This window comes from Janthinobacterium sp. MP5059B, assembly GCF_001758645.1.
Taxonomy (GTDB): Bacteria; Pseudomonadota; Gammaproteobacteria; order Burkholderiales; family Burkholderiaceae_D; genus Janthinobacterium; species Janthinobacterium lividum.
Genome location: NZ_LRHX01000016.1, coordinates 769,539 through 791,469, shown reverse-complemented (window position 1 = coordinate 791,469; position 21,931 = coordinate 769,539). Strand labels below are relative to the sequence as shown.

The 21,931-nt window shown below is 64.2% G+C and carries 19 protein-coding genes and 1 pseudogene; 8 read left to right on the top strand and 12 right to left on the bottom strand.

Going from position 1 to position 21,931, the window contains the following annotated elements; genetic code table 11:
* Positions 1-74 precede the first annotated feature (74 nt).
* On the top strand, positions 75-824 hold the full coding sequence (locus JAB1_RS20650) for a TorF family putative porin (RefSeq protein WP_070281867.1): 750 nt from the start codon (positions 75-77) through the stop codon (positions 822-824).
* Positions 825-880: 56 nt separating this feature from the next.
* Here the strand turns inward: JAB1_RS20650 and JAB1_RS20645 are convergent, their stop codons facing one another.
* From JAB1_RS20645 to JAB1_RS20635, 3 genes are read right to left on the bottom strand one after another with little or no spacing between them, the layout of a single operon-like run.
* Positions 881-1,390 carry a cobyrinic acid ac-diamide synthase gene (locus JAB1_RS20645; protein ID WP_254672178.1) on the bottom strand — a complete coding sequence of 170 codons (510 nt, stop codon included), beginning with the start codon at positions 1,388-1,390 and terminating at the stop codon, positions 881-883.
* A 10-nt stretch (positions 1,391-1,400) separates the two neighbouring features.
* Positions 1,401-2,438: a 4-hydroxy-tetrahydrodipicolinate synthase gene (dapA, locus tag JAB1_RS20640; RefSeq protein ID WP_070281585.1), complete on the bottom strand. Its 1,038-nt coding sequence runs from the start codon at positions 2,436-2,438 to the stop codon at positions 1,401-1,403.
* Positions 2,435-2,743 (bottom strand): hypothetical protein, encoded by a 309-nt coding sequence (locus tag JAB1_RS20635; protein ID WP_225317423.1) that lies wholly within the window; start codon positions 2,741-2,743, stop codon positions 2,435-2,437. The genes dapA and JAB1_RS20635 overlap by 4 nt, the downstream gene beginning before the upstream one ends.
* 212 nt (positions 2,744-2,955) lie before the next feature.
* Between JAB1_RS20635 and JAB1_RS20630 the strand changes: the two genes are divergently transcribed.
* Both JAB1_RS20630 and JAB1_RS20625 read left to right on the top strand, forming a co-directional pair.
* Entirely contained in the window at positions 2,956-3,963 is a 1,008-nt protein-coding gene (locus JAB1_RS20630) for a type 1 glutamine amidotransferase (RefSeq protein ID WP_139144618.1), read from the top strand.
* Positions 3,960-5,039: an alginate lyase family protein gene (locus tag JAB1_RS20625; protein ID WP_139144617.1), complete on the top strand. Its 1,080-nt coding sequence runs from the start codon at positions 3,960-3,962 to the stop codon at positions 5,037-5,039. Before JAB1_RS20630 ends, JAB1_RS20625 begins: the two co-directional genes overlap by 4 nt.
* Here the strand turns inward: JAB1_RS20625 and JAB1_RS20620 are convergent, their stop codons facing one another.
* From JAB1_RS20620 to JAB1_RS20590, 8 genes and pseudogenes are all read right to left on the bottom strand, one after another.
* Entirely contained in the window at positions 5,040-7,511 is a 2,472-nt protein-coding gene (locus tag JAB1_RS20620) for a TonB-dependent receptor (RefSeq protein ID WP_070281866.1), read from the bottom strand.
* 256 nt (positions 7,512-7,767) lie between these two features.
* Positions 7,768-8,412, bottom strand: coding sequence for a FecR domain-containing protein (locus JAB1_RS30375; protein ID WP_254672204.1), 645 nt, complete (start codon positions 8,410-8,412; stop codon positions 7,768-7,770).
* Between the two features lie 189 nt (positions 8,413-8,601).
* Positions 8,602-9,084, bottom strand: a pseudogene (locus tag JAB1_RS30370) (sigma-70 family RNA polymerase sigma factor); the annotation flags it as partial.
* A 389-nt stretch (positions 9,085-9,473) separates the two neighbouring features.
* Complete coding sequence (locus tag JAB1_RS20610; RefSeq protein WP_070256033.1) at positions 9,474-10,604, bottom strand: YbdK family carboxylate-amine ligase; 1,131 nt, start codon at positions 10,602-10,604, stop codon at positions 9,474-9,476.
* Positions 10,605-11,792, bottom strand: coding sequence for a cation:proton antiporter (locus tag JAB1_RS20605; RefSeq protein ID WP_034780723.1), 1,188 nt, complete (start codon positions 11,790-11,792; stop codon positions 10,605-10,607). It lies immediately after the preceding gene.
* Between the two features lie 311 nt (positions 11,793-12,103).
* Positions 12,104-13,273, bottom strand: coding sequence for a VWA domain-containing protein (locus JAB1_RS20600; protein WP_070281583.1), 1,170 nt, complete (start codon positions 13,271-13,273; stop codon positions 12,104-12,106).
* The gene (locus JAB1_RS20595; protein WP_070281582.1) at positions 13,267-13,917 is read right to left on the bottom strand and encodes a GNAT family protein; all 651 of its coding nucleotides are present in this window, start codon (positions 13,915-13,917) and stop codon (positions 13,267-13,269) included. The genes JAB1_RS20600 and JAB1_RS20595 overlap by 7 nt, the downstream gene beginning before the upstream one ends.
* Before the next feature lie 9 nt (positions 13,918-13,926).
* Entirely contained in the window at positions 13,927-14,796 is an 870-nt protein-coding gene (locus JAB1_RS20590) for a MoxR family ATPase (RefSeq protein WP_034780284.1), read from the bottom strand.
* 221 nt (positions 14,797-15,017) lie between these two features.
* On the opposite strand from JAB1_RS20590, the gene JAB1_RS20585 reads away from it, so the two are divergent.
* Positions 15,018-15,347 carry a cytochrome c gene (locus JAB1_RS20585; RefSeq protein ID WP_034746524.1) on the top strand — a complete coding sequence of 110 codons (330 nt, stop codon included), beginning with the start codon at positions 15,018-15,020 and terminating at the stop codon, positions 15,345-15,347.
* An 11-nt stretch (positions 15,348-15,358) separates the two neighbouring features.
* Positions 15,359-15,700: a cytochrome c gene (locus JAB1_RS20580; RefSeq protein ID WP_034780283.1), complete on the top strand. Its 342-nt coding sequence runs from the start codon at positions 15,359-15,361 to the stop codon at positions 15,698-15,700.
* Between the two features lie 14 nt (positions 15,701-15,714).
* On the opposite strand, the gene norR is transcribed toward JAB1_RS20580, so the two are convergent.
* Positions 15,715-17,271 (bottom strand): nitric oxide reductase transcriptional regulator NorR, encoded by a 1,557-nt coding sequence (gene norR / locus JAB1_RS20575; RefSeq protein WP_070281581.1) that lies wholly within the window; start codon positions 17,269-17,271, stop codon positions 15,715-15,717.
* Positions 17,272-17,421: 150 nt separating this feature from the next.
* Between norR and nirK the strand changes: the two genes are divergently transcribed.
* The 3 genes from nirK to JAB1_RS20560 are packed head-to-tail and all read left to right on the top strand — an operon-like array spanning position 17,422 to position 21,898.
* Entirely contained in the window at positions 17,422-18,906 is a 1,485-nt protein-coding gene (gene nirK, locus JAB1_RS20570) for a copper-containing nitrite reductase (protein ID WP_070281580.1), read from the top strand.
* A 26-nt stretch (positions 18,907-18,932) separates the two neighbouring features.
* Positions 18,933-19,610, top strand: coding sequence for an iron-sulfur cluster repair protein YtfE (gene ytfE, locus JAB1_RS20565; protein ID WP_070281579.1), 678 nt, complete (start codon positions 18,933-18,935; stop codon positions 19,608-19,610).
* A gap of 14 nt (positions 19,611-19,624) precedes the next feature.
* Positions 19,625-21,898: a nitric-oxide reductase large subunit gene (locus tag JAB1_RS20560; RefSeq protein ID WP_070281578.1), complete on the top strand. Its 2,274-nt coding sequence runs from the start codon at positions 19,625-19,627 to the stop codon at positions 21,896-21,898.
* Positions 21,899-21,931: the final 33 nt, after the last annotated feature.

The window sequence follows — 21,931 nt, the reverse complement described above, 5'->3', positions numbered from 1 at the left end:
CAAAATTTTTGCAGCGGCGGGCCAGCTGCGCCATGTTGGCAAAGGCCCATACCACCAATGAAGAAGAAAAAACCATGAATAAAATGCTAGTTGCACTTGCCGTCGCCACAGCCTTTACGGGCAGCCTGGCCCACGCGGAAGAGGCCAAGCCCGACAATGACATCAGCTTCAACGTGGCCGGCGTATCCGACTACCGCTATCGCGGCATTTCGCAGACGCGCTTGAAACCCGCGCTGCAGGGCGGCGCCGACTATGTCAACAACCCGACGGGCCTGTACGCGGGCGCCTGGGCCTCCACCATCAAGTGGACCAAGGACGCGGGCGGCAGCGGCGACGTGGAAGTGGACCTGTATGCGGGCAAGCGCGGCCAGTTGACCAGCGACGTTGGCTATGACGTGGGCGTGCTGGCGTACGTGTATGCGGACAACGGCTTGAAGCATATCGCCGGTCTGGCCGACGCGGACACGCAGGAAGTCTACGGCCAGCTGTCGTATGGTCCCGCCTACGTCAAATATTCGCACGCCGTCTCGAACCTGTTCGGCATCGTCAACAGCAAGAACAGCGGCTACCTGGACATCGGCGCGACCATCGACCTGACGAACGGCTGGACCGGCAACCTGCATGCGGGCCATCAGAAGGTCAAAAACAACGACGCGGCTAGCTACACGGACTGGAAAGTGGGCGTCACGCGCGACTTCGGCGTGGTGACGGGTGCGCTGGCCGTGATCGGCACGAACGCCGGCAAGTCCGCCTATGCCTCGCCCGTGAATGGCAAATTCATGGGCAAGACGGCGCTGCAGCTGACCGTCAGCAAGACGTTTTAATTGACAGGGAGGAGAGGCGGCGCATGCGCCGCCTTTTTTTTACGTGATGCGCCAGGCTAGGCCGGCAGGTTGAAAACGGCGCAGTACAGCTGTCCCAGGCTGACTACGCGGGCGGCGGGAATCTGCGTGGCCAGGGCATGGGCCGGTGCCGCTTGCGTGTCCGTTGCCAGCAGGACGCGCAGGCCCGGATTGACGCTGCGCGCATGCGCAATGCGGCGCGCCAGGCCTGATTGCGCGGCGGCGTTGACGACACCGTCGAGCGGCACCACCAGCACGCGCGCGGCGATCAGGGCCGAACGGCTGCCCATCGAGTCGCGGCCTTCGCTGTCGATGACGATGTCGTGGTAGCAGTGCACCAGGTGTTCCAGCTCCGGTTGCAAGCCCTTGGCGCTGATGGCGCGCGCCATCAGGCGCGGCCGCGTCAGGCTGCCGTGCATGGCGCCGTCGTGCATATTCCTGGCTTGCGCCATGGCGCCCTGGCGCGGATCGGCATCGAGCAGCAATACCTTGCGTCCGGCCAGCGCGCGCGAGGCGGCCAGCCGCCCGGCCAGGATGGATTTTTCCATCCCCCCGCGTTCATCCGTGATGGCGATGATCATCTTGGCGTACGGCTGGCATGATGTTGGCAGGGGAGACCAGCTGCAGCAGACAGCCTTCGCGCGGCTCTTCCCTGTCGCTGGCCGACCATGCCGGCAGCTGCATCAATGGATCGAGTGCCGCGGCCAGGGCGGCCTGGCCGGCGGAAGACATGGGCGTCATCGGCAGGCGCAATGCGTCGCGCACCTTGCCCTGCATGGCCAGCGCCGCCTTGACGGGAGCGGGATTCGGTTCGGCAAACAGCAGGCGGATGACGGGCAGCATGGTCTTGAACAGCGCGCCGGCGGCGCCGTGGCGGCCCTGCCTGACGAGGTGGTACAGCTGCGCATACAGGTCGGGGCGCACCTGGGCGGCGGCCGACATGGCGCCGTGGCCGCCCATGGACAGGCTGGCCAGCAGCAGCGCATCGTCGCCGCACAAGACGTCCAGGCGCGTGTCGAGCAGCAGTTCGCCCAGCTGCTGCAGCTTGCCGCCCGCTTCCTTGATGGCGACGAAGTGCGAGTCGCGCGCCAGCAGGGCCGCCGTCTGCGGTTCGATATTGACGCCCGTGCGCGCCGGCACGTTGTACAGCACGATGGACTGGTCGGTGGCGGCGGCGATGGCCTGGAAATGGCGCACGATGCCATCCTGCGAAGGGCGCACATAGGCGGGTGCGGAGATGAGCAGGCCGGCCAGCGGATGGTCGTTGTAGCGCTGCACCGTGGCGACGACGCCGCGCGTATCGCTGCCGCCGATCCCCATCACGACGGGGAAGCGGGGGCCGACGGCTTCGAGGACGCTGTCGAGCAGCATGGTCTGTTCTGCGGCGCTCAGCATGGCCGCTTCACCCGTGGTGCCGCACACCACCAGGCCGTCGATGCCGCTGGCGGCCAGCTCGCACGCGAGTTGCTGGGCCGCGTCGAAGTCGATGTCGCCATCGCCATCAAGGAATGGCGTGACCATCGGCACCCAGATGCCCTGGAAGTGCGCGGTGATGCGCATTGAAGACATCGCGTGGTCGCAGGCATACTGGTTCATAGCGATTTCCCCTGGCTGATACGGCCAAATTCCGCCGCCGGCAACAGGCGCATGACGGCATCCATGGTCAGGCGCAGGGCCGGTTCCGTCACGCACAGCCAGACTTTCATGCGCTCGGCATGGTCGACCGCCTCGACGCGCATGAATGACAGCATGCCGCCGCAGGTCTTGACGACCAGCTGGCGCAGCTCGGCCAGGCAGGCTTTGTCGACCGTGATATGCATGAGGAAGGTGGGCAGGCGGGGATGGCGGTGGGGCAGTGCTTGATGCGCTTGATGCGTTTGCAGGCGTGAATGGGGTTCCATGGTGGCTTTGCAGCGGTGGTTGAGGTACGTTCAAGATTAGCAGCGGGGGCGTAAAGATTCTCTAAAAAGCGGGGCCGCCAGCGTAAACGGGCCGTATGCGTTGAGCGTGTTGCGTGGATGCCCCGTGCGTATGCTTTTGTTACAAAATTGAATCGTGCTTTCGGGGGCAGGGGTTTATATTGAAAACGTCTCCGCTTTCAGTCAGCCCCGCCATGTCAGACGAAAAAGATCCCCAGCTTCCTCCTTCCACCGATCCCGCAGCGCCAGCATCACCGTCGTCGCGGCCTGACCGGGTGGGCCGCCGGGCTCCCGATGATGAGCACCGTGCGCGCGACGCGGCCCCCCGCTACCTGAAGGACAACGATACGCCGCTGGCGCTGGCCTGGCGGGTGATCTCGTCGCGCTACCGCTCCATGCGCGACAAGGCCAGCCGCGATTTTATGCGGCGCACCCTGCGCATCGGCATCTCGGCACGCATTTTCCACCCCGAGCCGGGTGCCACTGGCCTGCGCAGCAAGAACCTGCAATACCTGGAAGAGTCGATCGCCCAGTGGGTCATGTCGCGCGACGTGCTGGTCTTCATGATCCCGACGGTCAATACCAGCGGCCAGCTACACCCCAGCAATATCACCTTGCGCCACTATGCACGCCACCTGGACGGCCTGGTGCTGCAGGGCGGTGCCGACGTCTCGCCGCAGACGTATTCCGAGGCAGCCACGCGGCCCGAATGGAACGGCGACCGTGCGCGCGACCTGTACGAACTGGAACTGCTGCACGAATTCGTCGATGCGGGAAAACCCGTGCTGGGCATCTGCCGCGGCTGCCAACTCATCAACGTGGGCTTTGGCGGCACCCTGTACCAGGACATCGCCTCGGATGTGGAAGGCGCCACCTCGCACGTCAACGACCTGTATGACCGTCACCGTCACAGCATCGTCTTCCCGAAAGGCTCGTCGCTGGCGGGCATGTTCCCGAAGGCGGGCGAGGCGCTCGTCAATTCCATCCACCACCAGTCGGTCAAGGACCTGGGGCGCGACATCACCGTGGAAGCGTATTCGCAAGGGGACAATATCGTCGAAGCCATCCGCTACCAGCGGGCGCGCTTCGTCATGGGCTTGCAGTGGCACCCGGAATTCCATTCGGCGGGCGGCGTCGAGCTGCTCGATTGCACGCCCATCCTCGATAACTTTTTGCGCGCGGCGCGGGAGACGCGGTTTTGAGTACGCACTTGATCCGCCGGCGCACTGTGCTGGCGGCACTGTTGGCGTTGCCCCTGGCGGGCTTGCGCGCGGCGCCGCGCCCGCATGAGGGGGCGCTGCCGTTTGCGCTGACGTCCGCCGCGCGCGCCCGCACGCTCAAGGCGCGGGTGGCGCCGGCCATTGCCGAACAGGTGGTCAAGGCGGCGCGCAAGGATGCGGCGCGGCCCGTGCATCTGATGGCTGAAGTGCGCACGGGCGGCTTGCTGAAGGGAGAGGGCGGACGCGAGACCAGCCAGCAGGCGCAGGAAGACTGGCGCCAGGCGCGCTTGCAGGCGCTGGCCTGGCGGCTGTCGGGCGAGATGGCGCATTTCGAGGCGGCGCGCCAGCTGCTGCTGGCCTGGAGCGGCAGCTATCAGCCCTCGTTCAGCCCCGTCGACGAGACGGAGCTGGCCAGCCTGCTGGTGGGCTATGACCTGGTACAGGAACGCTTGAACGGCGTCGAGCGCGAGCAGGTGCAGGCGTTTTGCCGCACCCTGGCGCACGGGTATTTGAGTGATCCCATCAAGGTGGGCGGCCCGTCCACGGCGCGCAACAACTGGCACAGCCACCGCATCAAGATCGGCACGGCCGCCGCGTATGTCACGGGCGACGCCTTGCTGATCGCGCGGGCGAAGGAACGCTTCCTGGCGCACGTGCCGCGCAATATCGGCGCCGGCGGCGTACCCTTCGACTTCGAGCAGCGCGACGCCCTGCATTACACCACCTACAGCCTGGAGCCGCTGCTGACGACAGCCCTGATGGCGCAGGCGCATGGCGACGACTGGTATGGCGCGCCGGAAGCGCGGCGCCTGGCCGAGGCGCTGGCCTGGCTGGCGCCCTATGCGCAGGGCAGAAAGACGCACGAGGAGTTCGCGAAAAGCGCCGTGCCCTTCGACCGCAAGCGCGTGGCGGCCGGTGAAAAGGGCTTTACGGGGAATTGGGAGCCGAAGGGCGCCGCCAATGTGTACCTGCTGGCGGCGCGCTTCGATCCCGCTTGCCTGTCGCTGGCGCTGGAGTTGCGCCCGCCAGCCTGGGCGCTGGCGCTGTACGGAAGCTGATTAAAACTTCGTGCGCACGGTGAACATCACATTGCGCGGTTCGCCGTAGAAGCCCGTCTGGAACAGACCCAGTCCCGTCAGGTACTTCTTGTCCAGCAGGTTGTTCACGTTGAGGCTGGCCGTGACGTTCTTGCTGATCTCGTAGCGGGCCAACAGGTTGACCAGCGCGTAGCCGCCCTGCTTGACGCGCGAATAGTCCTCGATGGCGGGATTCCAGATATTGCCTTCGTAGCTGCTTTGCCAGTTGACGCCGCCACCGACGGTCAGCTTGTCCAGGCCGGCCGGCAGGCGCCACGTGCCTTGCACGCGCACCAGGTGGGCAGGCTGCGTCGTTTGCAGCATGGTGGAAAACACATCCTTGCCATCCGCGTCGCGCACGTGGGTGTAGGTGTAGCCGGCGCTCAGCTTCACATCCTTGGCCACTTCGCCCGTCACTTCCATTTCCACGCCGCGGCTGGTGACGCCGTCGATGGCTTTATACGCTTCTTCGCCGTTGACTTCGCCCACGGAACTGGCCACGTTGCTTTGACGGATCTGGAACAGGGACGCGCTGGCATTGACCTTGCCGTCGAGGTACTCCGCCTTCACACCCGCTTCCACGCCCTTGCCGCGCACGGGCGACAGGAAGTTGCGGTTGATGTCGCGGTTGCTCTGCGGCGCGAAGATGCTCGTGTAGCTGCCGAAGACGGAATAGGTCTTGTCGAGGTCATACACGACGCCCGCATACGGCGTGATGACGTTGTTTTCCTCGATGCGCGAGGTGATGCGCGCGGTGCCGGCGTCGAAGAAGGTGCGGTCCTGTTCCTGCTTGTAGTTGCTGACGCGCGCGCCGACGATGACGGACAGCGCATCGACGGGATGCAGGCGCACGGCGCCATACAGGCCGCTCTGGCGCGTGCTGTCGTTGTCGTCGCCCAGGCGCTTGAATGCCGGTTCCGCATACTGGCCGCGCCAGTCGAAATAGCTGCCTTCCACGGGAGGGTAGACCGATTCGTAGACGGGACCATCCTGCTTTGCCGTCGAACTGGAATACCCGATCATCGCTTCATGCCGGCGGCCAAATGCCGTGAATGGACCGCTGGCGTCCACATTGACGGTGGTCTGGCGGCGGTCGCCCTTGTATTTGCCCATGAAGAAATACGTGCCTGCGCCCGTGACAGGCGCGGGATTGCCGCCGCTGGCCGAACCGAGCACGCTGTCATGCTTGCTGCGCAGCTGGTTGGCGCTCAATTTCACTTTCCACTCGTTGGCGAACGTATGTTCCAGCGAGGTAAACAGCGTGGTGTTCTGCATGTCGCGGCGGCTCCAGTCCGTGGCAGGGTTCCACGAAGTGGGGAAATCCGTGCGGGTGCCATCGGAAAGCAGGACGGGGAAGCCTGTCCAGGTCGAGCCGCGCGGCTTGTAATCCTGGTGCGTGAAGCCTGCCGTGAGCAGGGTGACGGGTGTCAGGTCCGTCTCGATGATGCCGTAGGCGACGGATTTCTGCTGCGTGTAGCGGTCCAGGTATGAATGCTTGTCCTGGTAGGCGCCCACCAGGCGGCCGCGCACCGTGCGGCTGGCATTGAGCGGGCCGGAGACATCGGCTTCGCCGCGGTAGTTGTCCCACGATCCCGCGCCCAGGGTGGCCGAACCTTCGAAGCTGGCGGTGGGGCGCTTGCGCACCATGTTGACGGTGGCCGACGGGTCGCCCGAGCCGCTCATCAGGCCCGTCGCGCCCTTCAGCACCTCGATGCGGTCATAGATGGCCATGTCGCTGTTCGTCGTGCCCCAGTCGTAGACGCCGTCATAGATGGCCGACACGCCGTCGTACTGGAAATTGGTGACGGCAAAGCCACGCGCCTGGAAGCTCCAGCGGTCGCTGTCGTAGTTTTGCACGCTCACGCCATTGACGTTTTTCATGACGTCGGAGACGGCGTTGCTGTTCTGGTCATCCATCTGCTGGCGCGTGACGATGGTCAGCGACTGCGGCGTTTCGCGTTGCGTCAACGCCAGTCCCGTGGCGCCGCTGGCGGGGCCGCCCGTATAGCTGCCTGTGCCGCTGGTGGCGGCGCTGCGCTCGGCGGCCGCCACCACCGTGACGCCGCTCATGACGGCCACGCCGCGGCTGTCCGCCGAAGGGGCGCCAGTGCTGGCGGCGATTTTCTGCAGCAGGTAGCCGCCGTTCGATTGCGGCACGGCTTGCAGGCCGCTGCCCGCCAGCAGCACGCTGAAACCCTCCTGCAGGCTGTAGCTGCCTTGCAGGCCGGCGCTGCGCAAGCCTTGCGTGGCCTCGCTGGAGAACGACAATAAAATGGCGCTGTCGCTGCCAAAGCGCGTCAGCACGTCGCCCAGCGAGCCGGCCGGAATGCTGTAGGCGCGTACTTGCCGGGTTTGCGTCTGGGCCGATGCCGGCAGGGCCAGGGCCATGCCGATTTGCGACAGGGCGCAGGCCAGGACGGTGCGGGTAAGGAGGGAACGCGAAGCGTGGTGCATGGAATAAAACCTTTCGTGGATGCGCAAGATGGAGACTGCCTATCTAAGTAACCCTCAATAAGTTATTGTGTTTTCTGACTTCCATAAGCGGCGCTATGCGGTGTTGCCCGCAGCTAGCAGTGCTCGCACTGCGTCGCTGCAGGCGCCTTGCACAGCATCCGGTTCTGTTCGTCATAAATTCACAATAATTTCCCGAGCATTACTTACCAAGTCACGCGAGCACGGCGAAACAGCTCACTTTGCAGAAAATATTTTTTCAGCGGGCCGCCAGTTCGATGCGCACCACCTGATGGCCCCAGAAGCGCGTGACGGTATTGCGCCGCAGCTGCAGGCTGGCGCTGACGGCGTCGAGGATGGCGCTGACATCGGCCAGCGGGTAGGAACCGGACACGCGCAGGCTGGCGACGGCGGGCGCGCAGGCCAGCGGATGGTCGCTGTAGCGCGACAGCTCGGCGAGGAAATCGGCCAGGCGCATGTCGCGCGCCACCAGCATGCCGTCCAGCCACGCGCCGCCATAAGGCGCCAGCGTCTGGCGGTGCAAGCCGCTGCCGTCGAAATGGGCGCCTTCCCCGGGACGCAGCACCAGGCGCTGGCCGCCGTCGTCGGCCAGCACGGCGACGGCGCCTTCGAGCACGCCGGCGCTGGCATATTGCTCGTGCAGTCGCACCGTGAAACGCGTGCCCAGCGCCTGCAGGCTGCCATGCGGCGTGTCGACGAAGAACGGCCGCTGTGCCGCATCCTTGCCGGTGGCGATGAAGATTTCACCGGCCAGCAGTTGAATGCGGCGCTGTTCGCCGTTGTAAACGATATTGACGGCGCTGCTGGTGTTGAGCGTGAGCCGCGTGCCGTCATCGAGGGTCACGACGCGGCGCTGGTTGACGCCGGTGCGGTAGTCGGCCATCCAGCCGCGCCATGGGCCGCGGCGTTCGAATGCATACAGCGAAGTGCCGCAGGCCAGCAGCAGGGCCAGGGTCTTGACGGCATGGCGGCGCGGCGCATTCGCCTGCACGCAGGCGCGCAGCAGGGTCGCCTGCACGGCGGGCGGCAGGTGTTCATGCTGCGTTTGCAGCTGCTGCCACGCTTGCGTGGCGCTGGCGGCCCGCTGCAGATGGCGTTTTACTGTCGCCAGCGAGATGCCGAGCTGGCGCGCAATGTCTTCCTGCGGCAGCTCGTCGAGCTGACGCAGTAAAAAAGCCCGTTTCACGGGAGGCGGCAAGCCGTCGAGCATGCGGTCGAGTTCAAACACGGTGGCCAGCAGCAGCGACCGTTCCTCGGGCGATGGCGCATGCCGGGGCGGCAGTTGCGCCAGCACGTCGAGGTAAGCCTCTTCGAGTTTCTGACGGCGGTAATGGTTGAACAGCACGCGCTGCGCGACGGTGGCGAGAAAGGCGCGCGGCTCGCGCGCGGCGACGGCGTCTTCGCGGTCGAGCAGGCGCACGAAGGTGTCATGCGCCATATCGGCCGCGCACGCCGTGCTGCCGAGTTTCTTGCGCAGCCAGCCCTGCAGCCAGCCATGGTGGTCGGCATACAGTGTCGCAATGTCCTGGCGTTGTAGCGGCTCTGCCAGCGGCATCGCATTCCCCTTGCATGGCAGGCCCTGCTGGGCTGGTGTTTTTAAACAATAATAAGAATCATTCTCACTTATTGTAACAAGCGGGGGCAGGGGCTGTAAATGACGGGGGCGGCGGGTGTGGTTTTTTGGCTTTGCGCTGTTGGGGGAAAAGTCACGATGACCGGCAAAACCGTCGCGAGCGGAAGGGAGAGGCGGCCAAGAAGACTGTAGGTCGGATTAGCGCGCAAGCGCGTAATCCGACGCCAGCACTGGCGCTAACAATATTGTCGGATTGCGCCCTATGGGCTAATCGACCTACGCTTCTGATTGCACCCCAAAAGCAAGATCCGGGGTCGGAGCCCGAGGGTCCGATCCCGGCAGTTCAGGTGTTGGGGTGAACGGGCCAGCCCTCAATAATTCATGGGTTCACCCCGGAAGCAGCGGATCGCCGAATCGACCATGCCCTCGGCGCTACCCTGCACATTGTGCTGCTTGCGCAGGTATTGGGCGTCGCTCCACTGCTTGGCCACGTCCGACAGGTGTTTCAGGGCTGGCGTGCTGCCCAGCGCCTCGGCATGCGGTTCCATCTTGCGCAGGGTGGTCATGATGTCTTCGCGCAGCGACATCGTTTCGTAGGTTTTCGGATGCGTGATGGCGCCATCGAGGCCGAAGCGGCAAGCCTGGAAGCGGTTGTAGTTATACACGAGGTAATCGTCTTCCACCGGCGGCGTTTCGCGGCGTTCGAGCAGGTAGCGGCACAGGGCCTGCAGGTAGGCGGCCAGCGCGGCGGCCCGCTCCACCGTCAGCGGCGTGTCGCACACGCGCAGTTCGATGGTGCCGAATTCCGGCTTGGGACGGATATCCCAGTAAAAATCCTTCATGCTCTTGATGATGCCCGTGTTCTCCATCTTGGCGAAATACTCGTTGGAGAACTGGTCCCAGCTGAGGGTGAACGGTGCGCGCCCGCTCATGGGAAACGCGAACACGGAGTTCAGGCGGGCCGAATCGAACAGGGTGTCGCGTCCCTGCACGTAGGGCGAGGAAGCCGACAGGGCGATGAAGTGGGGGATGTAGCGGTTCAGCGAATGCAGCAGGAACATGGCGTCGTCGCCCGAGGCGCAGCCGATGTGCACGTGCTGGCCGAAGATGGTGAACTGCTTGGCCAGGTAGCCGTACAGTTCCGAGATTTCCTGGAAACGGGGCTTGGAAAAGATCTTTTGCGACGACCATTGCTGGAATGGGTGCGTGCCGCCACCCGCGATGCCGATATTGAGCTTGTCGCCGGCCGTGATCAAGGTGTCGCGGATTTCCTGCAACTGCTCCAGCAGGGGACCGTGATGCGTGTGCACGCTCGAGTTGATCTCGATCATGCTCTCGGTGATTTCCGGCGTGACGTTGCCGGGGAACGGTTTTTTATTCAGCAGATGCAGCAGGTCGGGGCTGGCGGCCGTCAAGTCATAGTCCGACAGGTTTACCAGTTGCAGTTCGAGTTCGACGCCGAAGGTCAGCGCGGCCGATTGGCCAAAGGGTTCCAGCGGCATTTAGCGCTCCTTGATTTCGTGGGTTTCTTTGGCCAGCATCAGCACGCGCTGCACCAGCACAGGGCCGACCAGTTCCAGGCCCAGGGTGATGGCGGCCAGGGCGTTCAATTCGTCGCCGAAGTTCACGCCATGCTGGCGCGCGTGTTCCAGCAGCAGGATGATGAAGACGGAGACGGGCGTCAGCGCCACGCCCGTCAGCACGCCCTTGCGCCAGGAAATGCCGCTCACATGCGAGAACGCGGCCACGCCGACGACCTTCGTCAGCAGGCGACCGCCGACGACGGCCAGTGCCAGGCCCGCGCCGGCTGCCACGCTGGCCCATTCCAGGGTCGAGGCGGCATACACGAACAGCAGCACCGTCAGCAGCTCGCCCAGCGCGCCGAAATTGCGCTGCGCCTGGCTGAAGGCGACGCGTCGGTGGCGCGCCACCAGGCCGAAGGTGAGGGTGGCCAAGAGCGGCGACAGGCTGGTGGTGTAGGTGAGGGCGACGAGCAGCATCACCGACAGCGCGAAGGCCACGGTGGCATCCTGCGCCATGTTGCCCAGGCGGCGCAGCATGGCCGGCACGACGATGCCGAAGACGGTGCCGGCGGCCACGGAGGCGGCCAGCACGGCGGCGCTGCTGCTGCTCGCCTCGATCAGGTCGGTGGAGCTCTGGAACATCCAGAAGCCGACGATGATGTTGAACGTGAAGACGGCCAGCACGCAATTGAGGGCGGTGAGGTGGACGATGCGTTCCGTGACCTGGCCCGAGCTGCGTTCCTCGTTGATGACGCGCATGATGGTGGCCGGCGAGGTGGACATGGCCAGCGACGCCAGCAGCAGCGCCGTCATCGAAGTGCTGCCGAATTCGATGCCGATGAAGTAGACGACGGCAAAGGTCAGCAGGGATTCGACCAGGCCCGTGACGGCGATCCAGGGATTGTTCTTCAGCCAGCGCAGGTTGATGCGGTAGCCCACCTCGAACAGGATCAGGCCGAAGGCCACGTCGGCCAGCACCAGCATGGGGCCCGCGTCCGTCTGCGGCAGGATGCCCACCTGTGTCTGCGCGAGGACGAAACCGATCACGCCGTAAAAACTGATGCGCGGCAGGCCAGTCCAGCGGTGGCCGAATTCGCCCACCACCCAGGCCAGGGTAATGGCGAACGGCCAGGACAGGTCGGCGGCGATCGAGATCAGACTTTGCATGCTCATTCCTTTGAAAATGGCGCTGGCACCGGCCGGCAGCACGGGGCTGGCGCGGCAATGTCGTGGTGCAGCGATGGTGCATTGTTTGCGCAGAGCGATGCGCCGATTCTACCGGAGCAGAAGGCGCGCACGATGTGCGCAATCGAACAGTGTCGCGGCCATGGCGGCCGCGCACAGGATGCAGCAGGTTGGGCAGGGCTGGTATCAGCGTATGGTACCCGCCCGCAGCGGAGATGCTCCGCACGGTAGTGCCGTGTCGCAGTGTACGGCATGGCGGCCCCCTGCCGCCATGGACTTTTTGTTGCGTGCCTTTATTTACTGAGCAGACGCATGCCCCGTTCCAGCCCGTCGATCGACAGGGGGAACATGCGGTTGTTCATCAGTTGCCGCATCACGCCGATCGACTGGCGGTACTGCCATAACCCCTCCGATTCGGGATTGAGCCAGATGAATTTCGGGAACGCCTGGGTAAAGCGGGCCAGCCACGTCGATCCCGCTTCCTCGTTGTTGTATTCGACGCTGCCGCCCGGTTGCAGGATTTCATAGGGGCTCATGGTGGCGTCGCCGACGAAAATCAGCTTGGTGTCCGGCGGGTATTTGCGCAGCACGTCCCAGGTGGGAAAACGCTCGGCGTTGCGGCGCCGGTTGTTCTTCCACAGGTAGTCGTAGACGCAGTTATGGAAGTAAAAGAACTCCATGTTCTTGAATTCCGTCTTCGCCGCCGAAAACAGTTCCTCGGTGCGCTCGATATGGTCGTCCATGCTGCCGCCAACATCGAGCAGCATCAGCACCTTGATGCGGTTCTTGCGTTCGGGCCGCATCCTGATGTCGAGATAGCCCGCGTTATTGGCCGTGGCGGCGATGGTGGCGTCCAGCGCCAGTTCATCTTCCGCGCCTTCGCGCGCAAATTTGCGCAGGCGGCGCAAGGCCACCTTGATGTTGCGCGTGCCCAGTTCGCGCTCGCCGTCGTAATCCTTGTAGCTGCGCGCTTCCCACACTTTCACGGCCGTGCGGTTGCCGCCCTTGCCGCCGATGCGGATGCCTTCCGGGTTCGTGCCGCCATTGCCGAATGGCGACGTGCCGCCCGTGCCGATCCATTTGCTGCCGCCTTCGTGGCGCTCCTTCTGTTCCTTCAGCAGCTCGTTCAGGCGGTCCATCAGCTTGTCGTAGCCGAATTTCTCCAGCTGCGCCTTCTGCTCCTCGGACAGCTCGCGCTGCATGCGTTTCAGCAGCCAGTCGAGGGGAATCGCCGCGTTCGTGTCGAAGGCCGCGTTGACGCCCTTGAAGTACTGGGCAAAGGCGCGGTCGAACTTGTCGAAATGGGCTTCCTCCTTGACTAGGGTCAGGCGCGCCAGATAGTAAAAATCGTCCATCGAAGCGTCGATGACGTTCTTTTGCAGCGCTTCGAGCAGGGTCAAGAATTCCTTGATCGAGACGGGAATCTTCGCATCCTTGAGCGTGAAGAAGAAATCGATCAGCATGGCGCTTCCTCTGCCCCGGCGGCTCCCGCGCGGGGCAGTGTGGCGATGGGGCGCTGCGCCAGCTTGTAGCGCAAATGGGCGGCGATTTCCGGCCACTCGCCGCGCGTGATGCTGTACATGACGGTATCGCGCACGGTGCCGTCGCGGCGCAGCGCATGGTGGCGCAGCACGCCGTCCTTTTTTGCGCCCAGACGCTCGATGGCCGCCTGCGAGGCATGGTTGAAATTATCGGTGCGCAGGCCCACCAGCGCGCAGCCGAGCGTGTCGAAGGCATGCGCCAGCAGCAGCAATTTGCAGGTGGTGTTGACGTGGCTGCGCTGGCAGCGCTTGGCATACCAGGTGTAGCCGATTTCCAGGCGCCCGATGGCTGGCACCACGTCGTGGTAGCTGGTGGTGCCGAGCACCTCGCCGCTGGCCACGTCGATGACGGCAAAGGCGAAGCGCGAAGGGCGCATCTCGATGCCCTTGAAAATGTACTGGTCCACCTGGTCCGGCTCGGGCACGGAGGTGACGCGCAGGTTCCACAGCTCGCCATCCATGGCCGCCGCGCGCAGGCCGGGCGCGTGGTGCGGCGCCAGCGCTTCGAGGCGGATGCCGTGCAGTTCCAGGGGGACGAAGACCTTGTCCGGGCTGATGTCGTTCACCGGCGCTCCTTAGCGGTTGGTGCGCGACATGAACATCAGGCGCTCGAACAGGTGCACGTCCTGCTCGTTTTTCAGCAGCGCGCCGTGCAGCGGCGGCACGACTGCCTTGTTGTCTTTGCTGCGCAGCGCGTCAAAGGGGATGTCTTCGGCCAGCAGGAGCTTGAGCCAGTCGAGGAATTCCGATGTCGACGGTTTTTTCTTCAGGCCCGGCACGTCGCGCACTTCATAGAAGGTTTGCAGCGCCTGCGCCAGCAATTCCTGTTTCAGGTGCGGGTAGTGGACGGCGACGATCTGCTCCATCGTGTCCTTGTCCGGGAATTTGATGTAATGGAAGAAGCAGCGGCGCAGGAAGGCGTCCGGCAATTCCTTCTCGTTGTTCGAGGTGATGATGACGAGCGGACGGTGGCGCGCCGTGACCATTTCGCGCGTCTCATACACATAGAATTCCATGCGGTCCAGTTCGCGCAGCAGGTCGTTCGGGAATTCGATGTCGGCCTTGTCGATCTCATCGATCAGCAGCACCACCGGCTCGGGTGCCGTGAACGCCTGCCACAGCACGCCCTTGACGATGTAGTTCTGGATGTCGCGCACGCGCTCGTCGCCCAGCTGCGAATCGCGCAGGCGCGAGACGGCGTCGTATTCGTACAGGCCCTGCTGCGCCTTGGTGGTCGATTTGATATGCCATTGCATCAGCGGCATGTTCAGCGCGGCGGCCACTTCCTCGGCCAGCATGGTCTTGCCCGTGCCCGGTTCGCCCTTGATCAGCAGCGGGCGTTGCAGGGTCAGCGCCGCATTCACGGCCAGTTTCAGGTCGGCGGTGGCGACATAGCTGTCGGAACCTTCGAAGCGTTGGCCTTGCTGGGTGTGCTGTGCTTGCATGAGCGGTCTGCCAAAGTGGGGAAATGGTGAGTATAAACAGAACTGTGGCGCACTGCCACGCGGACGGCCTGTGCCTGCCTGCCTACAATGCGGGTTTTATAGGTGGACTTGCAAGAATATCTTGGCTAGAATCGGCAAGCAGCAGATTAATTGTCAATACATAAAATCAATAAAAAACCAGCTCTGGCGTTTCTCCGATTACCTTTGTTCACATTGCCACTATGAAAAAAATATTTGCACTTCTCGTGCTTGCCGGCATAGCAAATGCCGTCACAGCGGCTGACATTGTAGGAAACGCCAAGGCAGCCCCTGCCAAGGTGGAAATGTGTATCGGCTGCCACGGCATTCCCGGTTACAAGGCAACCTTTCCTGAAGTATTCCAGGTGCCGATGATCGGCGGCCAGCCGGCAAAATATATCGAGAATGCGCTGCAAGCCTACAAGAAGGGCGACCGCAAGCACCCCAGCATGAAGGGCATCGCCAGCAGCCTGTCGGACCAGGATATCGCTGATGTCGCCGCGTATTATGCGCAACAAGCCAAGACGAACTGAGGACCAGCCAGATGAAAAAACTACTCGCCGCCCTCGTTTGCGCCACCGTCTCGTTCGGCGCCAGCGCCGCCGGCAATATCAACACGGGCAAGGCCCTGGCCGAAAAATACAGCTGCGCCACCTGCCACGGCAAGGATTACGGTTCACCCATCGATCCGTCCTATCCGAAACTGGCGGGCCAGCACAAGGACTACCTGGAACACGCCCTGACGGCGTATAAGCGGGGTGACAAGCCCAATGGCCGCAACAACGCCATCATGACGGGCCAGGTAAAACCGCTGAGCAACCAGGACATCAAGGACCTGGCCGCCTACTTCCACAGCCTGCCGAGCACCCTGGTCACTCACCGCTGAGTTTTTACCACTGCTCAGGCTTTCAAGCCCACCCGGCGCGCCAGCTTATGTAAATTGCTGGCGTCCAGCCCCAGCTGGCGCGCGGCAGCGGCCCAGTTATCCTGATGCAGGACCAGCGCTTGCCGGATGGCCTGGCGCTGGCTCGCTTCCACGATCTGATGCATGGACAGCGGCGGCGCCGCTGGCGTGCCGCACGCGGCTGGCGCCAGCGGCGGCGCGTCCGCGCCGGCCGGCGCTTCCAGCGCATCGAGGTCGAGCATATCCGTTTCCAGGGTCACGATGTCCTTGCGGTCCGCGCCGCGGATCACGGCTTTCAGCGCGGCCCGGCTGATCACATGTTCCAGTTCGCGCACATTGCCCGGCCAGCGGTAATGGCACAAGGCGTTTTCCGCCGCGGCGGACAGGCGCAGGCTGCGCAAGCCCAGCCGCGCGCGGTTCAGTTCCAGGAAACCACCGGCCAGCAGCAGCACGTCATTGCCCCGCTCGCGCAGCGGCGGAATCGGCACGGGATACACGGATAAACGGTGGTACAGGTCGGCGCGGAACGAACCGTCGCGCACATGCTCGCGCAGGCTGCGGTTGGTGGCGGCAATCACGCGCACGTTGACCCTGCGCGGCCGGTCCGCACCCAGGCGCTGGATTTCGCCATTTTGCAACGTACGCAGCAGCTTGGCCTGTATCGACAGCGGCAATTCCCCCACTTCATCGAGAAACAGGGTGCCCCCTTCGGCCGCCTCGAAACGCCCGGGCCGGTCGCTGACGGCGCCGGAAAACGCACCGCGTACATGGCCGAACAATTCGCTCTCGGCCAGGGACTCGGGCAAGGCCGCGCAATTGACATGGATCAGGGGCTTGCCGGCGCGGCGCGACAGGCGGTGCAGGCGGTGCGCGCACAGTTCCTTGCCGACGCCCGTTTCACCCAGCAGCAGCACAGGCAGTTCGGAATCGGCGACCACCTGCAATTCGTGCAGCAAGTGCGTGATGGCGCTGCTCTGACCGACGAAATCGTGTTCCTCGCGCGGCGCTTGCGCATCGGCCAGCATGGCGCCGCCCGACAGGCGCAGGGCGCGGATTTCCGCCTCCAGGCGCGTGACGCGGACGGCCGCCTCGATGGCGCAGGCCAGCTCACCCAGGTCGCGCTGCGCCTGCGTATCGAAAGTGCCTACCTGCAGCGCGTCGAGCGTGACCACGCCCCAGCGTTCGCCTTCCAGATCCAGCGCCATGCCCATGCAGTCGTGCACGGGCAGCGGCTCGCCGGCCCGCTCGGCGATCAGGCCATCGTAGGGATCGGGCAAGGAACTGTCGTGATGGAAGCACAGCACGCCGCGCCGCTGCAGGATGGCGGCCAGGCGCGGATGGTCGGCGACGGCGAAGCGGCGTCCCAGCGCGTCGCTGGCCAGGCCAGCCATCGCCACGGGGCGCAAATGCTCGCCATCGAGCTTGAGCAAGGCCACGGCCTCGCAGCCGAAGTGGGCGCGCAGGCTGCCGACCAGGCGCTGCAGGCGCACGGCCACGGGCAGGTCGGCGACCAGGTCGGTGAGCAGCAGCAGGTGGATGGCAGTGGTGGTCATAAGTACCATGCAGGGTACAACGGACCATGCTTTAAAAGGGTCATACCGACCCTGCAATTTTCAAATCGTTGATTTAAAACAAGTTTTTCCTGGCACGTCGTTTGCCTAGGTAAGGGGGCCGAACCGGCATACAAGACCAAGGAAAGCTTGATGAAAACGACTCCCTCTCTCCGCGCCATTGCCGCCGCCGTCTGCGTACTGGCCATGCCCCTGTCCGTGCAAGCCCAGGCGAGCCTGCCGGCCAGCGCTGCCGCCACTGCGGCCAAACCCGCCGCCGCCACGCTCAAGCGCTATGAACTGCAAACCAATATCGTCGATGGCAAGATGGTGTTCATCGATGCCAAGGGCCAGGTCAATCCCGTGCTGGCGGCCAAGGTGGGCGACACGGTCGAACTCGTGCTGAAAAGCGGCGAAGGCGCCGAGCACGACCTGCTGATCCCGGAACTCAACGTGGCCTCGGCCAAGTTCAGCGCCAATAGCGGCAGCACCACCGTGCGCTTCAAGGTCACGCGCGCCGGCACGTTCACCTATTACTGCTCGATTCCCGGCCACCGCCAGATCGGCATGGAAGGCAAGCTGGAAGTGAGCGGCACCTCGCTGGCTGAAGCCGGGGCACCGAAGGCTGCTGGCGCCGGCAGCGCTGCCAGCGAATCGAGCCAGGCCGCCGCGCTGGCCCTGTACACGCCCGCACCGTCGCCGATGCGCGGTCCTGATCCATCGGCCGTCAGCGTTGCAGCCAATCCGGCCTCCGTGCCGGCCGCCATCGGCGCGCGCGCGCCGCAAACCCTGAAATACCGCATGGAGACGGTGGAACTGCCGGGCAAGCTCGATGACGGCACCAGTTTTACGTACTGGACCTTCAACCGGCAAGTGCCCGGCCCGATGCTGCGCGCGAAGGTGGGCGACACGGTGGAACTGACCCTGTTCAATGCCAAGGACAGCAAGATGATCCACTCGATCGACCTGCACGCAGTGACGGGCGGCCATGGCGGCGGACAGCACACGCAGGTGGCGCCGGGGCAGGAAAAAACGGTCACCTTCAAGGCGCTCAATCCCGGCCTGTACGTGTATCACTGCGCCACGCCCCTGGTGCCGCAGCATATCGCGGCCGGCATGTACGGCATGATCCTGGTCGAACCGGAAGGCGGCCTGTCAAAAGTCGACCGCGAGTATTACGTGATGCAGGGCGAGATGTACACGGGCCGTCCGCACGGCGCGCCCGTGCACCAGGAACCGAACCTGGAAAAAATGGCCAATGAACTGCCCGACTACTACGTCTTCAACGGCGAAGTGGGCGCCTTGAGCAAGACGCACAAATTGCAGGCGAAAGTCGGCGAGACGGTGCGCATCTATTTCGGCGTCGGCGGCCCGAACAAGATTTCATCGTTCCACATCATCGGCGAGATATTCGACAAGGTGTACAGCGAAGGCTCGATCAGCAGCCCGAAACACGACGTGCAAACCACCTTGGTGGCACCGGGCGGCGCGACCATCGTCGAACTCAAGGTGCAGCATCCTGGCAGCTATCTGCTGGTCGACCATGCCTTGTCGCGCGCCGGCAAGGGCGCCGTGGGCGTGCTGGAAGTGACTGGCGAACCCGTGCCCGGCGTCTACCACGCGGGCGCCCGCCAATAAACCCTATTCATCATCAAGGAACTGTTATGGAAATGATCGATCAATCCCTGGGCCAACTGGCTCGCCGCATCCCTGGCGCCACGCGCCTGTTCGATGCGCACCGCCTGGATTTCTGCTGCGGCGGCAACAAGACCCTGCGCGCAGCGGCCGAAGCGGCCGGCGTGGACACGGCGCCCATCGTCGAGGAACTGCGGCTGCTGGCAGGGCGCGCAGATACCAGCGGCGAGCGTGACTGGCAGGAAGCCTCGGCCACCGAGCTGGTGGAACACATCCTGGCGCGCTACCACGCCGTGCACCGCGAGCAGCTGCCCGAGCTGATACGCCTGGCACGCAAGGTCGAGCAGGTGCATGGCGAGCGCGCCGACTGTCCGCACGGGCTGGCGGGACACCTGTCGGCCATGGCGCAGGAGCTGGAAAGCCATATGCGCAAGGAAGAAGACGTGCTGTTCCCGATGATCGTGCGCGGCCAGGGGCCCCGGGCCGGCGCGCCCATCAACGTGATGCGCATGGAGCACGACGATCATGGCGTGGCCTTGCGCGCCATGGAGGCGATGACGAACGATATCACCGCGCCGGCCGGCGCCTGCACCACCTGGCGCGCGCTGTACACGGGCTTGCGCACCTTCCGTGCAGACCTGATGACGCACATCCACACTGAAAACAATATCCTGTTCGAGCGCTTTGCGCCGGCCGTGGTGCACTGACAAAGGAAAGACCCATGGGTCCCTACAAAAAACTCTGGTTCACCCTGATCGGTGTGCTGATCGTGACGTTTTCGCTGCTCGGCTACTACGGCACGGAAGTCTACCGGCAGGCGCCGCCGATCCCCGCGCAGGTGCTGGCGCAGGATGGCCGGCAACTGTTCGACCGCGAGGGCATCCTCGATGGCCAGACGGCCTGGCAATCCGTCGGCGGCATGCAACTGGGCTCCATCTGGGGCCACGGCGCCTACCAGGCGCCCGACTGGACGGCCGACTGGCTGCATCGCGAACTGACGGCCTGGCTGGAATTGGCCGCGCAAGAGCTGCATGGCAAGGCGTACGCGGCGCTTGACGGCCCCGCGCAGGCGGCGCTGCGCGAGGCGCTCAAGATCGAATACCGCGGCAACCGTACCGATGATGCGCAAGTGCTGCGCCTGTCGCCGCGCCGCGTGCAAGCCATCGCCAACACGGCGCACTATTACGATCAGCTGTTCTCCGACGCGCCGGCGCTGCAAACAAGCCGCGAGCATTTCGCCATGAAGGAGAACACCCTGCCCAGTGCCGAGCGGCGCGCGCAGATGACGCAGTTCTTCTTCTGGACGGCGTGGGCCGCCGCCACCGAACGTCCTGGCCAGAAAGTGACCTATACGAACAACTGGCCGCATGAACCGCTGATCGGCAACCAGCCCAGCGGCGAAAACCTCGTCTGGTCGGTCGCCAGCGTGGTGGTGCTGCTGGCCGGCGTGGGCTTCCTTGTCTGGGGCTGGGCCTTCTTGCGCGACCACGACGAAGCGCTGCCGGCCGCCGGTCCGCGCGATCCGCTCACCACGTTCGCCCTGACGCCTTCGCAGCGGGGACTGGGAAAATATCTGTTCCTGGTGGTGGCGCTGTTCACCTTCCAGGTCTTCATCGGCGGCTTTACGGCGCATTACACGGTGGAAGGGCAACAGTTCTACGGCGTTGACGTGTCGCGCTGGTTCCCGTATGCGCTCACGCGCACCTGGCACATCCAGGCCGCGCTGTTCTGGATCGCCACGGGCTTCCTGGCTGCGGGCCTGTTCCTCGCGCCCCTGATCAATGGCGGCAAGGATCCCAAGTGGCAGCGTCTGGGCGTCGATGTGCTGTTCTGGGCCCTGGTCGCCGTGGTGGTCGGTTCCTTCATCGGCAACTACCTGGCCATTGCGCAAGTGATGCCGCCCGAGTGGAATTTCTGGCTCGGCCATCAAGGTTATGAATATGTGGACCTGGGACGTTTGTGGCAAATCGGCAAATATATCGGCATCCTGCTGTGGCTGGTGTTGATGCTGCGCGGCGTGGTGCCGGCCCTGCGCAAGCCGGGCGGCGACAAGAACCTGCTTGCGCTCCTGACCGCGTCCGTCGGCGCCATCGGCCTGTTCTATGGCGCCGGCCTGTTCTACGGCGAACGCACGCATCTGTCGGTGATGGAATACTGGCGCTGGTGGGTGGTGCACCTGTGGGTGGAAGGCTTCTTCGAAGTGTTCGCCACGACGGCGCTGGCCTTCATCTTCTCGACCCTGGGCCTGGTGTCGGTGCGCATGGCCACGACGGCCAGCCTGGCATCGGCCTCGCTGTTCATGCTGGGCGGGATACCCGGCACCTTCCACCACCTGTACTTTGCCGGCACCACCACGCCCGTGATGGCCATCGGCGCAAGCTTCAGCGCGCTGGAAGTGGTGCCGCTGATCGTGCTGGGGCATGAAGCGTGGGAAAACTGGCGCCTGAAGGAACGCGCGTCATGGATGGAAAACCTGCGCTGGCCCATGATGTGCTTTGTCGCCGTCGCCTTCTGGAACATGCTGGGCGCGGGCGTGCTGGGCTTCATGATCAATCCGCCCGTGGCCTTGTACTATATCCAGGGCCTGAACACGACCCCCGTGCATGCGCATGCGGCACTGTTCGGCGTGTATGGCTTCCTGGCGCTGGGCTTTACCTTGCTGGTGCTGCGCTATTTGCGGCCCGATTACCGTTTCAGCCCTGCGTTGATGAAGACGGCGTTCTGGGGCTTGAATGCGGGCCTGGTGCTGATGATCTTTACCAGCCTGCTGCCGATTGGCATCATCCAGTTCCACGCCAGCGTGACGGAGGGCCTGTGGTATGCGCGCAGCGAGGAATTCATGCAGCAGCCGCTGTTGCAGAACCTGCGCTGGATACGCACCTTCGGCGACGTGGTATTCATCGTCGGCGCCATCGCCATGGCGCTGCAGGTGGTGCTGGGGTTGCTGGGCAAGGCGAAGGCACCCGCGCTGCCACAGGCGGTACGGCCAGCCTGATCGCTTGCTGCGCCGCCGTGTGTTGTTGATCGA

What these genes read in the sequence shown, in the direction of transcription:
- JAB1_RS20650 (WP_070281867.1), top strand. Translation starts at nt 75, where the DNA reads ATGAATAAAATGCTAGTTGCACTTGCCGTCGCCACAGCCTTTACGGGC.
- JAB1_RS20645 (WP_254672178.1), bottom strand. Translation starts at nt 1,390, where the DNA reads ATGGAAAAATCCATCCTGGCCGGGCGGCTGGCCGCCTCGCGCGCGCTG.
- dapA (WP_070281585.1), bottom strand. Translation starts at nt 2,438, where the DNA reads ATGAACCAGTATGCCTGCGACCACGCGATGTCTTCAATGCGCATCACC.
- JAB1_RS20635 (WP_225317423.1), bottom strand. Translation starts at nt 2,743, where the DNA reads ATGGAACCCCATTCACGCCTGCAAACGCATCAAGCGCATCAAGCACTG.
- JAB1_RS20630 (WP_139144618.1), top strand. Translation starts at nt 2,956, where the DNA reads ATGTCAGACGAAAAAGATCCCCAGCTTCCTCCTTCCACCGATCCCGCA.
- JAB1_RS20620 (WP_070281866.1), bottom strand. Translation starts at nt 7,511, where the DNA reads ATGCACCACGCTTCGCGTTCCCTCCTTACCCGCACCGTCCTGGCCTGC.
- JAB1_RS30375 (WP_254672204.1), bottom strand. Translation starts at nt 8,412, where the DNA reads ATGGCCGACTACCGCACCGGCGTCAACCAGCGCCGCGTCGTGACCCTC.
- JAB1_RS20610 (WP_070256033.1), bottom strand. Translation starts at nt 10,604, where the DNA reads ATGCCGCTGGAACCCTTTGGCCAATCGGCCGCGCTGACCTTCGGCGTC.
- JAB1_RS20605 (WP_034780723.1), bottom strand. Translation starts at nt 11,792, where the DNA reads ATGCAAAGTCTGATCTCGATCGCCGCCGACCTGTCCTGGCCGTTCGCC.
- JAB1_RS20600 (WP_070281583.1), bottom strand. Translation starts at nt 13,273, where the DNA reads ATGCTGATCGATTTCTTCTTCACGCTCAAGGATGCGAAGATTCCCGTC.
- JAB1_RS20590 (WP_034780284.1), bottom strand. Translation starts at nt 14,796, where the DNA reads ATGCAAGCACAGCACACCCAGCAAGGCCAACGCTTCGAAGGTTCCGAC.
- JAB1_RS20585 (WP_034746524.1), top strand. Translation starts at nt 15,018, where the DNA reads ATGAAAAAAATATTTGCACTTCTCGTGCTTGCCGGCATAGCAAATGCC.
- JAB1_RS20580 (WP_034780283.1), top strand. Translation starts at nt 15,359, where the DNA reads ATGAAAAAACTACTCGCCGCCCTCGTTTGCGCCACCGTCTCGTTCGGC.
- norR (WP_070281581.1), bottom strand. Translation starts at nt 17,271, where the DNA reads ATGACCACCACTGCCATCCACCTGCTGCTGCTCACCGACCTGGTCGCC.
- nirK (WP_070281580.1), top strand. Translation starts at nt 17,422, where the DNA reads ATGAAAACGACTCCCTCTCTCCGCGCCATTGCCGCCGCCGTCTGCGTA.
- ytfE (WP_070281579.1), top strand. Translation starts at nt 18,933, where the DNA reads ATGGAAATGATCGATCAATCCCTGGGCCAACTGGCTCGCCGCATCCCT.
- JAB1_RS20560 (WP_070281578.1), top strand. Translation starts at nt 19,625, where the DNA reads ATGGGTCCCTACAAAAAACTCTGGTTCACCCTGATCGGTGTGCTGATC.